The 15120-nt window shown below is 62.8% G+C and carries 18 protein-coding genes and 2 tRNA genes; 6 read left to right on the plus strand and 14 right to left on the minus strand.

The genetic code is table 11. From position 1 onward, the window contains the following. The first annotated feature begins 55 nt into the window (after nt 1–55). On the plus strand, nt 56–643 hold the full coding sequence (locus tag J0I79_RS22845; RefSeq protein ID WP_292864318.1) for a TetR/AcrR family transcriptional regulator: 588 nt from the start codon (nt 56–58) through the stop codon (nt 641–643). On the opposite strand, the gene J0I79_RS22850 is transcribed toward J0I79_RS22845, so the two are convergent. The 7 genes from J0I79_RS22850 to J0I79_RS22880 all read right to left on the minus strand — a co-directional run bounded on the left by J0I79_RS22850 (nt 640) and on the right by J0I79_RS22880 (nt 6248). Beyond that, nucleotides 640–1866: an anion transporter gene (locus J0I79_RS22850; protein ID WP_292864321.1), complete on the minus strand. Its 1227-nt coding sequence runs from the start codon at nt 1864–1866 to the stop codon at nt 640–642. The genes J0I79_RS22845 and J0I79_RS22850 overlap by 4 nt on opposite strands. Nucleotides 1867–1996: 130 nt before the next feature. Further along, on the minus strand, nt 1997–2824 hold the full coding sequence (locus J0I79_RS22855; protein WP_292864324.1) for a glycosyltransferase family 4 protein: 828 nt from the start codon (nt 2822–2824) through the stop codon (nt 1997–1999). 367 nt (nt 2825–3191) lie between these two features. Continuing rightward, entirely contained in the window at nt 3192–4196 is a 1005-nt protein-coding gene (locus J0I79_RS22860; protein WP_292864327.1) for a glycosyltransferase family 4 protein, read from the minus strand. Nucleotides 4197–4369: 173 nt separating this feature from the next. Continuing rightward, nucleotides 4370–5158: a GGDEF domain-containing protein gene (locus tag J0I79_RS22865; protein WP_292864330.1), complete on the minus strand. Its 789-nt coding sequence runs from the start codon at nt 5156–5158 to the stop codon at nt 4370–4372. A 181-nt stretch (nt 5159–5339) separates the two neighbouring features. After that, the gene (locus tag J0I79_RS22870) at nt 5340–5561 is read right to left on the minus strand and encodes a hypothetical protein (protein WP_292864333.1); all 222 of its coding nucleotides are present in this window, start codon (nt 5559–5561) and stop codon (nt 5340–5342) included. Between the two features lie 250 nt (nt 5562–5811). Next, nucleotides 5812–5888 (minus strand) — tRNA-Arg (locus tag J0I79_RS22875). A gap of 54 nt (nt 5889–5942) precedes the next feature. Further along, a complete protein-coding gene (locus J0I79_RS22880; protein WP_292864336.1) occupies nt 5943–6248 on the minus strand; it encodes an ETC complex I subunit in 306 nt (101 codons plus the stop codon). A gap of 125 nt (nt 6249–6373) precedes the next feature. On the opposite strand from J0I79_RS22880, the gene J0I79_RS22885 reads away from it, so the two are divergent. Together J0I79_RS22885 and J0I79_RS22890 are read left to right on the plus strand one after the other, a co-directional pair. Continuing rightward, a tRNA-Pro gene (locus J0I79_RS22885) sits at nt 6374–6450 on the plus strand. Between the two features lie 261 nt (nt 6451–6711). Next, nucleotides 6712–6993, plus strand: coding sequence for a hypothetical protein (locus J0I79_RS22890; protein WP_292864339.1), 282 nt, complete (start codon nt 6712–6714; stop codon nt 6991–6993). A 49-nt stretch (nt 6994–7042) separates the two neighbouring features. Here J0I79_RS22890 and J0I79_RS22895 read toward each other — a convergent pair whose 3' ends face one another. The 6 genes from J0I79_RS22895 to J0I79_RS22920 form a co-directional block, all read right to left on the minus strand. Further along, nucleotides 7043–7426: a type II toxin-antitoxin system VapC family toxin gene (locus tag J0I79_RS22895; protein WP_292864342.1), complete on the minus strand. Its 384-nt coding sequence runs from the start codon at nt 7424–7426 to the stop codon at nt 7043–7045. Beyond that, entirely contained in the window at nt 7423–7680 is a 258-nt protein-coding gene (locus J0I79_RS22900; RefSeq protein ID WP_292864345.1) for a type II toxin-antitoxin system prevent-host-death family antitoxin, read from the minus strand. Before J0I79_RS22900 ends, J0I79_RS22895 begins: the two co-directional genes overlap by 4 nt. Nucleotides 7681–8022: 342 nt before the next feature. Next, the gene (hdaA, locus tag J0I79_RS22905; RefSeq protein WP_292864348.1) at nt 8023–8727 is read right to left on the minus strand and encodes a DnaA regulatory inactivator HdaA; all 705 of its coding nucleotides are present in this window, start codon (nt 8725–8727) and stop codon (nt 8023–8025) included. Nucleotide 8728: 1 nt separating this feature from the next. Further along, nucleotides 8729–9904, minus strand: coding sequence for an AI-2E family transporter (locus J0I79_RS22910; protein WP_292864351.1), 1176 nt, complete (start codon nt 9902–9904; stop codon nt 8729–8731). Next, the gene (locus J0I79_RS22915) at nt 9876–10433 is read right to left on the minus strand and encodes a CDP-alcohol phosphatidyltransferase family protein (protein ID WP_292864354.1); all 558 of its coding nucleotides are present in this window, start codon (nt 10431–10433) and stop codon (nt 9876–9878) included. Before J0I79_RS22915 ends, J0I79_RS22910 begins: the two co-directional genes overlap by 29 nt. 151 nt (nt 10434–10584) lie before the next feature. Further along, nucleotides 10585–11199 (minus strand): hypothetical protein, encoded by a 615-nt coding sequence (locus J0I79_RS22920; RefSeq protein ID WP_292864357.1) that lies wholly within the window; start codon nt 11197–11199, stop codon nt 10585–10587. Between J0I79_RS22920 and J0I79_RS22925 the strand changes: the two genes are divergently transcribed. Then, nucleotides 11177–12025 carry a hypothetical protein gene (locus J0I79_RS22925; protein WP_292864360.1) on the plus strand — a complete coding sequence of 283 codons (849 nt, stop codon included), beginning with the start codon at nt 11177–11179 and terminating at the stop codon, nt 12023–12025. The genes J0I79_RS22920 and J0I79_RS22925 overlap by 23 nt on opposite strands. A 32-nt stretch (nt 12026–12057) precedes the next feature. After that, entirely contained in the window at nt 12058–13338 is a 1281-nt protein-coding gene (locus J0I79_RS22930) for a hypothetical protein (protein ID WP_292864363.1), read from the plus strand. A 26-nt stretch (nt 13339–13364) separates the two neighbouring features. Here the strand turns inward: J0I79_RS22930 and J0I79_RS22935 are convergent, their stop codons facing one another. Further along, nucleotides 13365–13808 carry a hypothetical protein gene (locus J0I79_RS22935; protein WP_292864365.1) on the minus strand — a complete coding sequence of 148 codons (444 nt, stop codon included), beginning with the start codon at nt 13806–13808 and terminating at the stop codon, nt 13365–13367. Between the two features lie 187 nt (nt 13809–13995). Between J0I79_RS22935 and purM the strand changes: the two genes are divergently transcribed. After that, nucleotides 13996–15090 carry a phosphoribosylformylglycinamidine cyclo-ligase gene (purM, locus tag J0I79_RS22940; protein WP_292864367.1) on the plus strand — a complete coding sequence of 365 codons (1095 nt, stop codon included), beginning with the start codon at nt 13996–13998 and terminating at the stop codon, nt 15088–15090. The last annotated feature ends 30 nt before the right edge of the window (nt 15091–15120 follow it).

Here is a 15120-nt window from a genome sequence, read left to right on the forward strand (position 1 = left end):
AAAGGGGACCACGGTTTCGATTGCTTGTATATTCACTAGTCGGTATACCTTGCTCATGCCCGAAGCAGAAAAACCCACCCGAGAACGCATCGTCGAAGCGGCGACGAAACTGTTCTACGCAGAGGGAATCGGACGTGTGAGCGTTGATGCGATCGCCGAAAAGGCGGGGCTCACCAAACGGACGCTTTACTATCACTTCAAGAGCAAGGACGACCTCATAGCCGCCTATCTCGAAGGCCGCGATCAGCCGAACTTGCGCCAGATGGCCGGCTGGTTCGAGGCCGCCGAAGGTGGCGCCGATCTCAAGGTCGAAGCGATCTTCACCAATCTGGCGCGAGTGGCACGCCACCCGAAATGGAAGGGATGCGGCTTCCTGCGCACCGCCGCGGAGCTTGCCTCGATGCCTGGACATCCGGCGGTCAAGGTCGGGTCGCGCCACAAATCGAATTTTGAAATATGGCTAGCCGGGGAACTATCGGGTTGCGCCATCGGGGATCCGGGCGCCCTGGCCCGCGAGATCGTGCTTTTGATCGACGGCTCGTTTTCGATCATGCTGATCCACCGCAATCCCGACTATGTCGAGGCGGCTGGACGCGCAGCGGCGACGCTGGTTCGGGCGCGCCTTTCCGGCCACAAAATCTAGAAGCGCAGCGCCAGCCATGCCGTGCCGGCAATCAGCGTGACCAGCGTCAGCGGCAGGCCGACCTTGAAGAAGGCGCCGAAGGACAGGGGCGTGCCGGCGGCCTTGGACTGCTCGGCAACGATCAGGTTGGCGACCGAACCTAGCAAGGTGAAATTGCCGGCCAGGGTCGAGCTCATGGCGACAACCAGCCAGGCGCGTTCTGGATTCTCCAGGCCGGGGATGAAGGGCCGCAGCGCCAGCACGGCAGGCACGTTGCTCATGATGTTGGAGAGCACCGCGGTGAACCCGGACAAACGCCAGACATCATCCAGGCCGAGATTTTTGGCCGAGGCGATGATGTCGGGCGACAGCAGCGTCTTTTCGGCGCCGGCGACCACCACGAACAGGCCGGCGAACATGAACAGCAGCGGCCCGTCGATTTCGCGGTAGATGCGCTCCGGCTTGATGGCGCGCGTGAGCAGCAGGATCGCGCCGCCGATGAGCGCTGCCTTGGCCACGGGAACGCCGGCGAAGAAGGCAATGGCCAAACCGATACAGACAATCACCGCCTTAAGCACCTGTCCGCGATGCATACGCCCGCGTGAGAGTTCGGGCGTCAATTGCCCGGTACGGGCGAATTCAGCCCGGTAGACAATGCGCACGATGACGATGACAGCGACAAGGCCGAACAAGGCCACCGGCGCGAGAGCCGCCGAAAAGGCGGGATAGGAAATGCCCGACAGCGCGCCGATGACCATGTTTTGCGGATTGCCGGTGATGGTGGCGACGCTGCCGCAATTCGAGGCCGTGGCGGTGGCAATCAGATAGGGAACCGGATTGCGGTTGATGACCCTTGTGACATGGACGACGATCGGCGCCATGACCAGGCAGATGGCATCGTTGACGAGAAAGGCCGACAGCACGCCGGTCAGCAGCGTCACCATCACCAGCAGCATGAACGGCGCATGGGCGTGTTCGATGGCGATGGCGCCAAGGCCGCGAAAGGCGCCGGACACTTTCAGATGCGCCACCACGATCATCATGCCGAGCAAGAGGGTGATGGTGTCAAAATTGATCGCCCGGTAGGCGTCCTCCATGCTGACCGCGCCAATGGCGATCATCGCGGCGCCGCCAAGCAGCGCAATGCCCGCGCGGTCGAGGCGCAGGCCCGGAATGCGGCCTATAGCGACGCCGGCGTAGGTGAGGACCAGGATCAGCAGTGCCGCCGCGCCCATCAACGTCATCTGTGGAAATCCCGCTCAATATGTTGGTACCGACACCGCCCGCCCGATGGTTGATCGGCATGCCTGCTTTAGCGCGATATCGAGATTGATGACAAACGGCTCGCGCGACCTGTCGTTCCGGGCGGTATCGCTAACGCCGATAGAAATCCAGCCGCTGCTCCAATGCCTGCGGCGAAAACAGTTTCTCGACCGTCTGCCGTGCCTTGGCGCCCACGGCTGCGCGCCGCCCGGGATCCGCCTTGAGTTCGGCAAGGATCTCAGCTGCCTGCTCTGTCGTCTCGAACAGAAAACCGTTCTCGCCATGTCGGATATGGTCGACGTAGCCGCCATGCGAATGGCAGACCGCCGGCAAACCGCAGGCCATCGCCTCGAACACCACGCGGCCGAACGTCTCCACATGTGAACCGGTGCGATAGTAGAACACGTCGAGTGTCGGCAGGAACTCTTCGGCGGCAAGATGACCCACGGGCAGGAGTTCGAGCAGCGGATGCGGCTCCAGCCTGTCGCCAAGCTGCGTCCCGCCCTGAATCCTGACCGCAGTGCCTTCCGCCAGCAACACCTCATAGAGCGGCATGTCGTCGGCATGGTGCTTGTCCGGTGTATCTCGGCTCATTCGTCCTACCGTGAAGGGACCATCCGGTCTTGCCCGCCTTGGCGAGAAGCGCTCGATATCGATCGGCGACGGATGCACGACGCCGTCGGCTCTCAGCATGCGTTTCTGAAAGTCGGAAACGAAGATCAGCTCGGCTCCAGGCCAACCCAGCCTGCGCGGCATGCGTGTCGTCAGCGTCATGACCTTGGGGTGAAAGGTGCTGAAATCGTAGATCAAGCGGCGCGGGCGCGGTATCAGGTACGGCCAAATCTTGTTTCGCCAGTGCGCGCCGATGAAGACATAGGTGCCGCCATCCGGAACCCGCCGCTTCATCGGCGAGATGGGGCTGATGGGAAATTGGCGCATCCAATCGTCCGATGCCCGCGACGACGCCGCCCAAAGACGCACCTCGGCCTCGGCGCCGAGGAGCCGATACAATTCGAGGGTCTTGAGTTCACTGCCGCCAAATGGATCTTGAAAGCCATTGAACAGATGGATCATGCGCCGCCGCGCTTGCCTGGCTTGGCCATTTTCTGCCCCTATGAACCTTGGCCCCTAACCGGCAAGCCGGCCCCGGGGCGCCCCAACAGGGGACAGAAATAGGAGGGTGTTTGGAAATGGCTATAGGAGCGCGCGGGAATTCACTCGCTTTTTTTGGGTGCCATTTCGGCGCATCATCCGCGCACCTCGCCGCCCGGCGACATGAGGAAAGAACGACAGCAAGTGCCGCCGGCTAACCCCGGTAGAAATCCAGCCGATCCAGTTGGGCCTGCGGCGAAAACATTGCCTCGACGGTCCGCCGCGCCTCCTGGCCCACCGTCGCCCTCAGGGCCGGATCGGCTTTCAGCATGGCCAGGATTTTAGCCGCCTGCTCCGTCGTTTCGAACAGATAACCGTTTTCACCGTGCCGGATATGATCCGCGTAACCGCCATGCGAATGGCAGACCACGGGCAAACCGCAGGCCATCGCCTCGAACACCACACGGCCGAACGTCTCCACATGGGAGCCGGTGCGATAGTAGAAGACGTCGAGCGTCGGCAGGAACTCCTCCGCGGCAAATTCGCCCTGCGGCAGGAGTTCGAGTCGCGGGCACGGCGCAAGCCGGTCCTTCAGCGGCGTTCCGCCCTGGATTCGTATGGCCGTGCCATCGGCCAACAAGGTTTCGTAGAGCGCCAAATCGTCAGGATGATGCTTGTCCGCCGTATCCCGGCTGAGCCGGCCCACGGTGAACGGGCCATCCGGCCGGACCAACCGGGGTGAGAAGCGCCCGAGATCTATCGGCGAGGGATGCACGGCGCCGTCGACCCCCAGCGTGCGCTTCTGGAAGTCGGAAATGAGCACCAGCTCGACATCGGGCCAATTCAACAGGCGCGGCATGCGCGTCGTCAGACCGAGGATCTTTGGATGGAAGGTGTTGAAAACATAGATCAGCCGCCGCGGCCGCGCGATCAGATAGGGCCACAGTTTGTTGCGCCAATGCGCGCCAAGGAAGACATAAGTGCCTCCGTCCGGCACTTTGCGCCTTATCGGCGAGACAAGGTGAATCGGAAACTGCCGCGTCAGTTCACCGGACATGCGGGAAGACGTCGACCATAGACGCACCTGCGAGCCGGCGCTCAACAGCCGGTAGAGCTCCAGCGTTTCACGCTCGCTGCCGCCAAACGGGCTCTTAAAACCGTTGAACAGATGGATCTTGTTTGCTGCAACGTGCCTTGCCTGGGCCGTCTTGTCATTCATGTGCCGGCACCAAAAAAGGCCGCAGCTTCACCAACGGCCGGGACTGTCGAGGACTTCAAGAGGTCAGGAGCGTTTCCTGTAGTATCGGTAGACTACTTGCCCCGGAGGAAGCACACCAGCAAGAAAGCGTCAAGCAACCAGCCGAGGTCAACCGCCAGCCACTGACAGTGTGCTTAGTGCACGGTGGCGGCGCCTGGCTGAGACAGTTGGGACGCCTCGGCCGGGTCGAAGCTGACCTGATCGCGTCCATTCGATTTGGCTGCATAAAGCCGCCTGTCGGCGGCGGAGAATATCGCCTCGTAGGTGGTCGGACCGCTGAAGCTGATGCCGCCGATGCTGACGGAAAGCGGGCAGGAGCGGCCGCCCGGCGAAAACTCCATCTCGCGGATGCGCCGGCGGATGCTTTCGGCGACCAGCCAGGACTGCGCGGGTTCGACGCCGGGAAGAAACACGCCGAACTCCTCGCCGCCGATACGGCCAACGATATCGACGCCGCGCAATTGGCCCTTGATCGCCTGGGCGATGAGCTTGAGCGCCTGGTCGCCACTATCATGGCCGAGGCGGTCGTTGATCGACTTGAAATGGTCCGCGTCGATGATCAGCAACGCGCCGGGGCGGGCCTGTTCCTGCTTGCGGGTCTGCTCGAGATAGGCTTCGACCAGCATGGAGAAGGCGCCGCGGTTCAGAACCGCCGTCAGGCTGTCGGTCGCCGCAACAATGCTGAGGTCGCGCTGCGCTATCGCCAACTGGCGGATCTTCCACATGAGGAAAAACAGAAACGAACCGCCCAGCAAGAGAGGAAGAAGCAGGTCGGTCAGTTCGGCGCGCCGGACAGCCTCGGTCGACAGATAGGGAAAATTGAACGAATCGACGAAAAACGCCACGGCGATGAAAAATGCCGTGCCGGCAACAGTGACTGATATCACCCTGCCCCAACTCGTCGGCGACAGGTCGAGCTTCATCCAATTCCACTCCGTTAGCCGCGCCTACTATGGCGCGCCAACGCAAACAAAATGATAAGACTTTGCCTTCAATTGAAGTTCAGCCGGTGGGACCGGAGCATGTTCCGCTCGATGGCGGCCATGCTCCGGGGATGCGGGCAAGCCCGGCTGCGGATTTGGCGATCCGGGGAAATCCCTGACGTCAGCGGATGAGGCTCGACTCACCCGCCTCGACAACGAAGGATGCCGCGATCAGATCGTCGGCATCCAGCCGTAGGGAGCCGTCGCCAGCCCCCATGATGGCGGCGACCTTATGAAAGGTTTTCATCTCATGATCGGAAATTTCGGCGTCCCGCATTCTGGCCTTGAGCTCGGCGATACGTCGCCCCAAGGCAGGGGACGTCCCGATTTCACGTTTCGACATGGCCTGGCTTCTCCTCCCCCAACCCGCGCTCTTGTTTTGCCCCGCCCTTCGCCGGCCCGGCATTGCCTTATATGAGACCCGGCGAATACAAGGGCGGCAACGCGCGATTCGGGCGAAAGTTCCGGCGTGGAGGGCTCACAAAATAATACATAAGCCTTGCCGAGGCCCGGACCGGGTGGTGCCAACGACCAGTGATCCCACCGCCAGATCGGGCCCCGGTTTCAGAATTTCATACAAGCACTTGAAATTGTGGCGATCCCGACAGGATTCGAACCTGTGACCATCGGCTTAGAAGGCCGGTGCTCTATCCAGCTGAGCTACGGGACCGCTGGCCGGCTTGAGGCCGGTGGCTATTACTCTGAAGCCCGCCCGGGCCTGCGTTCAATGCGTCCAGGGCGTCCTGCGGTCATAGCGGAAATTCTCCGCATAGGAAATCTGGCGACGCTTGGCTTCCTTCGGCTCCTCGACGCGGAAAGCAAGCTTTTCCTTCTCGGCATAGGCCACCGCCTCTTCCTTGGTGTCGAAGGTCAGCCTGATCTGGCTCTTCATGTCGCCCGAAGTGGTGTAGCCCATGAGCGGGTCGATCTTCTTGCGCATCTCGGGGTCGAATTCCAGCACCCAGTGGCCGGTCTTGGCCTTACCGGACTGCATCGCGGTTTTGGCTGGGCTGAAAATGCGCGCGGACATGGCCACCTCATTCTTGTGCAAGGCAGCATCGCCGCCCTTTCGCCCGTCATTACTGCGCAATGGGGGCGTCGGCAAGGTTTTTGCACTTGCTATGTAACACCGAAATGAATAGGCAACAGTCCGTTCGGAGTGTAGCGCAGGCTGGTAGCGCATCTGGTTTGGGACCAGAGGGTCGGGAGTTCGAATCTCTCCACTCCGACCACTTTTCCACATTCATGCGATTGCGGTCCGGCACGGAAGCGGTGACGACGCCCGACGCGCGCATGGCGGAACGGTCAGAACCAGCGCCCGAATTTCATCATTTCAAAACTCGCTTCCGCCGCCTTTGCAGGCTTAAGCGCGTCGCGCCGAACCGATTCGGGCGACGCGCTTTAAACCTCCGTTTTGATGCATGTCGTTGTCCCATAACCGCTGCACACTTCTGGGCGACTTGCATTAGACTGAGGCAAACGGGGGATTTCAGGTGCTTGGGATCGATGCGTGGGTGTCGCTGTTCGGGCCAGCCTACTTTGCCTATGCCGGCGTCACGGTTCCGTACATGGTCGCCTGGGCGATCGCTTGTGCGGCGCTAGCGATGTGGAACAATCGCGAGAGCCGCAGAAATGCGAAACGGAGCCCGGGCACCGTCACTTCCCGTTCCTGGCCGGCAAGCATCGGTATTTTTGCGCTGGTCGCGGCCTGCTACATCGCCGCGCACTCGGCCATCTATCTGCTGGTCCGGCATTTCGTCGGGCTGTGGCTATGAGCTGGCTGCAAGCTTACCGGCAGGCGACGCCATCGGCGGCGAGCGACATTCAAAGCACCGCTTCGATGTCGGTTTTCGAGAAATCGCCGCCGACATAGAGCAGCCGGCAACCATGCTCTTTCGCCACCTCATAAGCGAAGCAGTCGCCGAAGTTGAGCGCGGCAGGGTGGATGCCCTTGCCCCATTGCGAGTAAGCCTCCGCAATGCGCCGGGCCGACGCCGGCGTCACCGCAACGAACTCGAACCCAAGCCCGTCAATCAGACTGGACAACTCGGCCGCGACGCCACGATGGGCCGCGACAATCAGCGCCTCGGCAACTGTGCCCGCGGAGATCAGCAGGTCGTCTTCGGCTTCGATCGCGTTGATGCAAGCGGCGGCCTGCGGTTCATCCAGCACGATCGCCATCAGCGCGGAGGTATCGACCGCGATCATTTTGGCATGCCGTCATCTTCATAAAGGAAATCCTGGCTGAGGGCGGCAGGCGGCCCGGCCTTGGCCTTGGTTGCTCCGGCTGCGCGCGCCGCCTCCAAGAGCGCCCGGCGGCTTTTCCTGTCAGGCATTGTCCTAATGGGAACCAGCCGCACCGCCGCGTGACCATGGCGGGTCAGAATGACCTCGTCGCCCGCTTCGGCGCGGCGCACCAACTCCGTCAGTTGTCCCTTGGCGTCGGTCACGGATATCTGCATGGCACACTCAAACAGACTATTCTCTGGTCCATATTTTGACTCTAGAAATAGACTACTTAATGGTCCATTTCAAGAATCCATACGACCAACCTGACGCTTGTCGATGAAAATGGGAATCCCGCGGCAGGATAGGCGGTCGCCGCATCCATTCGAAGGCAAGCTCGCCGGCGAGAACCCCAAGCGTCTCATTCCGGCGAGCCTGCAACCTGATTTGAGCGCAACCAGGACCGGGATCAGCCGGCAAAACCCAACGAGCAAGAACGGTGCCAGCCGGCAGGTCCCGAAATGGGACATCGGCCGAATTCCGCAAGCGCCCGGCACGGTGAAAACCGGGTGCCCCAACTAAACCTCGAACTCGCCCTGCCCTTCATCCATGGCGCTGACGGTCTCGGCGGCAAGCGCCCGGGTGATCGGTGTCTTGCGCTCCAACGCAGTGCGGTCGAGCCGCTCGACCACGCGCATCGCCGTGGCCAACGAGCGCTCGATGCGCCGCACCAGATACTGCACGACATGCGGTTCGACCTCGATCTGGCGGTCGGCGAACAATTTGGTGATGACGCCGGCGAGCAGAAGGTCGTCGGGCTCATGGATTTCGACAGTCGCGGCCGCTTTCAGCCGCGAGGCAAGATCGGGCAGCGAAACGCCCCAGGCCGAGGGAAAGCGCCGCGCCGTCAGAAGCAAGGTGGAACCGGCTCCGCGCACGGCATTGATAAGATGGAACAGGCCCTGTTCATCGATCGGCCCTGTATCGATATCGTCGATCAGCGCCGGCCGCGTTCCAAGACCGGCGATACCGTCGCCAATGCGCCCTGCGCCAACGGCCACCGCGTTGGCGCGGCCCCGCCAGATCGAGGCCAGATGCGTCTTGCCTGAGCCGGCCGGGCCGGCAAGCACCACCACCGGCGCTGGCCAGTCCGGCCAGCGGTCGATGAGCGCCGCCGCCTGATTGTTCGTGCCCGAAACGACGAGTTCGTCGCGGGAGTAGCCGGTGCCGTGACCAAGGTCGAGCGGCAGTTGGCGCGGCGCGTCGGTACGTTGGGCGGCCATTTCAGCGACGCGGCTGCGAGCGATGGCCCCCGCCGCGATCTGCCGGCAGCGGCGGGGCCGCGTCGCCATGGCCCTTGTAGAGCGGCGATTCGAGATAGCGGGCAATGGCAAACCGCACCAGCACGGCGACCGCGGCCGAGGCGGGAACGGCGATCAGCAGGCCGACGAAGCCGAACAGCGCGCCGAAGGCGAACAACGCGAACATCAGCCATACGGGATGCAGGCCGACGCTCTTGCCGACCAGCCTGGGCTGCAGGATGTTGCCCTCGATGAACTGGCCGACGAAGAACACACAGGCCACCGCCACGACCATCGTCCAGTCTGGCCAGAACTGGACGAAGGCGACGCCTACGGCGAGCACCAGGCCCGTCAGCGAGCCGACATAGGGGATGAAGGAGATCAGCCCGGCAAAGAAACCGATCAGGATGGCGAAGTTCAAGCCGGTGATTGTGAGACCTGTCGCATACATGGCGCCAAGCACGAGGCACAGCGTGCCTTGCCCGCGCACGAAACCGGCGGTGGCGGTGTTGATGTCGCGGGCGAGTGCGCGCACGGTCTCGACATAATCGCGCGGCACCCAGCTGTCGACCGTGGCCACCATCCGGTCCCAGTCGAGCAACATGTAGAAGGCGACGACCGGGGTGACGACGAACAGGCTGACCACCGAGACCAGCGCCACGCCCGAACTCCAGATCGAGGTGAAGACGGTGGTCAGCAGGCTGAAGCCGGAGGTCAGCAGCGAGTTCAGCCCATCACGCAGGCCACCCGCATTGACGCCGAACCGCTGCTCCAGCCATTTCGGGTCGAAGCTGGTGATCAGCGACTGCAGCCGGGTGAGATACTCCGGCAGCTTGCGGCCGAAATCCGCCATCTGCGTCGCCAGCACCGGCACCAGGATGACGAAGGCCAGCACGACAATGACGATAAAGGCGATCAGGATGACCACCGTGGCCATCAGCCTGGAGAGGCCGAGCCGCTGCAGCCAGTCGGCGACCGGATCGAGGAAATAAGCGAGCACCATGCCGGCGACGAACGGCAAAAGGATGCCCGAGAAGACATAGAGGAACAATGCCAGCAGCACGGCCGCAATCAGCCAGAACGCAAGCTGGCGGCGGAACGCGGTGCTGGAGGTCGCCGTCCAGGCTTCCTCAGGTGTCTGTCTTGGAGCTTTCGCCATAGCCGCTCATATGTCTCAGCCAAGCCACGAGATAGGCCGCGGCCGAAGCCACGGTCAAGACCCCGGACAGCAATATGAGGGCGGGCCGCAAAGGGTCGAGATGCACCGCAAAGGCAAGTTCGCCCAACACCACCGCCGCCAGCACGATCTGGACGGCGGTGTTGGCCTTCGACACCAGAAACGGTTTTATCTCGACCGGATGGGCCATCACCGTGGACAACAGGACCGCGCAGACGATCAGCGCATCGCGCGACACCATGGTGACGACCAGCCACAGCGGCAACTGCCCGATGAAGCCCATGACGACGAATACCGAAACCAGAAGCAGCTTGTCGGCCATGGGATCAAGATAGGCGCCGAGCCTGGACTGCTGGTTGTAACGGCGCGCGATGAAACCATCGACGCCGTCCGAAACGCCGGCAACGACGAAGCCTGCGAAGGCCCAGTCCCAATGCGCCTGCAGCATGGCCAACACCACGGCAGGCACCAGGATCAGCCGCAGGATGGTGATCAGGTTGGGGATGGTCAAATTCTCGGCCCGTCCTCTTCTAGGGCATAGATGATGGGCACCCATCCAGGCCGCAAGCTCACCGGCATGATTCAGCCGCCGGCAGGGCGATTTTGCAGCCTGTGGGCGAGACTGGCGCAGAGACCCGTCCGACCTCCGTGAACGCCCGATTTCAAAAGCGAGGTGCGACAATGTCCGGATTCGGAGCATCGGAACCGGCCTGACGCAGCCGATTGGCGCACAATCCGAGCAGGGCAACGCCGCCGACGGGATCGGCAATGGCAGCCAGGTCGGGATTGAACAGCATCCCCGACGCGATGGACCATATCCAGTAGAGCGCGCCGAACAACAGCAACGGCTTCAGTCCGCTGGCCTCGCGCGGGTCCAGTTGGCCGAAGCGCAGGGATGTCGCCAGCCGTGTCATGCCGGGAGCGAGCCGCGCCGCGACCATGGCGCCGGCCAGCATCAGACCGAGATCGAGCGCACCATAGAGCCCGATGAACGCCAGGGCCAGCCCACCGCCGACCACGGCGCCCATGAGACCGCCAATCCGCGCCAAATCCTTCAGCGGCGCCAGCTGCGCTGCCAACGGTCCGGCAACCACCAATCCCGGCGCCAGAACCGTCAGGCACCAGATCAACAGCCAGAGCGTGAGATAGAACAGGAACGATCTGATGGCGAATCCGGATGGCCGCTCATTGGTGAAGGTGCGCTGCGCGAGAAAGGCGATGGCGCCAAGGAGCACTCCTTCCGGCAGCCACGCCTTGACCAGCAACGGCCACGGCATGCCCAGTTCGAACGCTGGCCGCAACGGCACAGCCAGGGAGGATCGCCAAAGACAGATCAGCACCAGCGGAACGCAGGCAGCCCCGAGAAAGCGAAGCCACTCCTGTCTGCCGCCGGTTTGCGGTGCCGAACCGCCGGTATCCATCGACGCCTCCCTTGTCGTGCCCCGCCGCCATTCCAGACAACCGGCTTTTCGAGGCAATACGAACAGTCATCGAGTTACCACATTTGCTTCCAAACGTCCGGCCATGCGAAACGGCAGCGTGATATTCCACAACCCCGATCATAGCCGGCCTGAGCGGAAGAGATCGCCGGCGGCCGCGTTGATGTCGGGATGTCTGCTTGCGCTGGCCGCCCTTGCAGCGCCGGAACCTGCCCTGGCAAAGGGGAAAGACAATCATTGCGCTTCCAGCGACGGCCAACGCATCGGCGCGGGCCAATGCCTCCTGCTCAAGCCCAGGCTGGCAAAAGAGGCTCCGACGGTGGAGCAGGCAGGCCTGCCCTCCCCGGCCCTGCGCAAATTCTGTCCGAACCTGATTTCACGCCGTACCGACACCGATGGCCGGAACCGAGACATAACAATCGAACTATCCCCCCGATCCGTTCTCTACGACGTTTCAGACTGCTGCCCTGAAACAAGCTTCACTCTGACCACCGAGCCGGCCCGTCATCGTTTCACCGTGCTGGGTGTCGGTCGCGATTGCTTCGGCGGCACCGCGCATTTCGGGATCGAGGAGACCTATCGGCTGGAACGGGACGGCACCGCTTCCTTGCTGAGCCGCGTCGACAAGTCGCAAACCTTGTGGAAGCCGGTGGAAGAACCGTGAGCATTGCGGCATCGTCAAAAGGGACAACCGGGATGATCGAGATCGTCCGCCGCTTCGGCATATGCGTTGGCATCGTCGCGATCGCCCTCATCGGGGCCGGCCCCTCGCCGGCGACCGCGGCCCCGCTTGCCAGCGGACTGATGCTCGACGAGCCCGAACCCGCGCATGGTTGGTCGGAAGCACTCGCCGCCGACGGCCTGGTGCTGACGAAAAAATTTCCCGCCAGGCGGGCGGGCGACACGCCGGGCGGAGCGCTGATCCGCTTCCAGAAACCTGTGCCGCCGAAAGGCGATATCGCGGCTGGCTTCGATGCGCTGATTGCCGGCGTGCCGGAGCTCGCCAGGGACTCGCCGCTGTGGCAATCGCATGGAATTACCCTGTCCGGTGACGCAATCACCATCAAGGAATGGTGCTGTGCCCACCGTGGCGACTTCGGCCTGTCTCAGGCTGTGGTCGGCATCGAAGGCCGGGGACGACGCGCTTTTGCCACACTGACCCGGATCAATCTTGGCGACGATGCAAAGGCCGAAGTCGATGCGACCTTCCAGCGTATGGTGCGGTCCTGGCGCATGGCGCCGGAGGATGCCGCCCTGGGGACAATCCTGGTGCCGCCCAAGGATGCCGGCGGCCTGAGCGGCCTCTATACGAACTTCACCAGTGGAATGCGGGCCAATGGTTTCGGCGGGATGATGTTCTACTCCGAGAACAGGGTCACGCTGTTTGATGCCGGCGGCCTCTTCAGCAACGCCATTCCGCCAGCCAGACAGGACCTGAGCACTTACTGTCGCGAGAAGCCATTGGCTTGCGGCACCTATCAGCTGAAGGGCGGCGGCTTCTTCAGCAGGCCCAACCGGATCGCGATGATGAAACTCGCCGACCTCTACGGCATTTTCTCAACCGACGAGCGCAACCTCGCCGCCAGCGGCAAGGATCTTCGCATCGGGGATGATACCTGGAAAGAAGTGGCGCCGCTGAAAAAGGGAACGAGACTTTCGGGAAGCTGGACCTATAGCTATGCCGCCGCCGGCAGCAGCGGCGGGCAATCGGGCAGCGTCGCCGTGCAACGCACGCTCGGTCTGGCAAGCGATGGCCGCTTCAGCACCAGCGGCTGGGCCGGAGCCAACGTCACCAACGAAAACTCCGGCGTCATCAGTTCCAAGGATGCGCCATCCACGACCGGCCGTTACGAGATCGAAGGCTACAACATTTCGCTCGATGGCGACGATGGCAACGTCAAGATGTTGAGCTTCTTTGAACCGCAAGGATCGGACGCCGTGCTGACGATCAATGGCTCGGACTACACCAGACAATAATCAGCACCGACGGCCAGGGATCCGATCTATGCCGACGGGCCGCCGCTGTTGATACGCACCTGTTCTTCGGCCTGGCGGACAACCTCCTCGTCGGTAAGTTCGCCGCGGCCGTCCCAAACCCCGAAATAGCCGAGATCCTGCCTGCCGGTTGCGAGGCTGTAATCACGACGGGCGCCCCGCCAGCGCATGCCCTTCCGGCCGCTTATGATGGCAATGGCGGACATCAGCAGGGTGAAGACGATCAGAAAGACGACAACTGCCGTCGCGGCGCCGGAACCTACCGGCGGATGCCCAACGAGCAGGACAATCACCGGCGCCAGCACGGCAAGCAACAAGGCCAATGCCGCTCCGACCAGGTAGCTAGCCGGAGTCGTCGTACTCCTTCCCGGAAGCAGGCTTTCGACCCGATAGTCCTTGTCCGGGTGACGGCCAGGCGCTGCGCCAGGGACCGCGCCGAAAAAGCGTTTCATGGCATCCTCGTGGTTCAGTGTCGCGCCGATCTCCAACCAGAATATGGCCGGCGCCGGGTCGTTTTGCCACAAACGGCAGAAACGCTATCCACGCTTTTGTCGGGCCAAACACCTACCGGTTCCGCCGTTGTCCTTGCAGGCCGAAACCATTCATGCGAAGAGCCCGCAAACGAGCAGGAACATTGCGATGAGCAAGCGCGACACAAGCCAGCAGACAAAGGCCGAGCGCAGAAACGGGCTCACCTATGCCGAGGCTGGGGTCGATATCGATGCCGGCAATCTCATGGTCGAGAAGATCAAGCCGCTGGTGCGCGCCACCCGCAGGCCCGGTGCCGATGGCGAGATAGGCGGTTTCGGCGGCCTGTTCGACCTCAAGGCGGCCGGCTTCACCGATCCGGTGCTGGTTGCCGCCAATGACGGCGTCGGCACCAAGCTCAAGATCGCCATCGATGCCGGTAAGCACGACACGATCGGCATCGATCTGGTCGCCATGTGCGTCAACGACATCGTCGTGCAGGGCGCCGAACCACTGTTCTTCCTCGACTATTTCGCCACCGGCAAGCTCGATCCCGACCAGGGCGCATCGATCGTCGGCGGCATCGCCGAAGGCTGCCGTCAGGCCGGCTGCGCGCTGATCGGCGGTGAGACGGCTGAAATGCCGGGCATGTATCACGGCAATGACTACGATCTTGCCGGCTTTGCCGTGGGTGCGGCCGAGCGCGGCCAGCTTCTGCCAACCGACGACATCGTCGAGGGTGACGTGCTGCTCGGACTCGCTTCCTCCGGCGTGCACTCCAACGGCTTCTCGCTGGTGCGCCGCATCGTTGCGGCGAGCGGGCTGGCATGGACTGACACCGCGCCGTTCAACGATCAGGCGACGCTGGCCGAAGCTCTGCTCGAACCCACGCGCATCTATGTCAAGTCGATCCTCAGGGCGATCCGCAACACGCATGGCATCAAGGCGCTGGCCCACATCACCGGCGGCGGTTTCCCGGAAAACATTCCGCGCGTGCTGCCCAAGGATTTCTCGGCCGAGCTCGACCTGCAGGCCATCGACGTGCCGCCGGTATTCTCCTGGCTGGCCAAGACCGGCGGCGTGGCGCCGGAAGAGATGATGCGCACCTTCAACTGCGGCATCGGCATGATCCTGGCGGTGGCTTCGGGCCAAGCGGCGCAAGTCGCGGCCGTGCTGCAGGAAGCCGGCGAGACGGTGACGCCGATCGGCCGTATCGTGCCGCGACGCGACACCGGCGTCATCTACAGAGGCTCGATCAGCCTATGAGCACCCCGAGGAAACGCACCGTCGTTCTGA

It is taken from the genome of Mesorhizobium sp., from assembly GCF_017306585.1.
Taxonomy (GTDB): domain Bacteria; phylum Pseudomonadota; class Alphaproteobacteria; order Rhizobiales; family Rhizobiaceae; genus Mesorhizobium.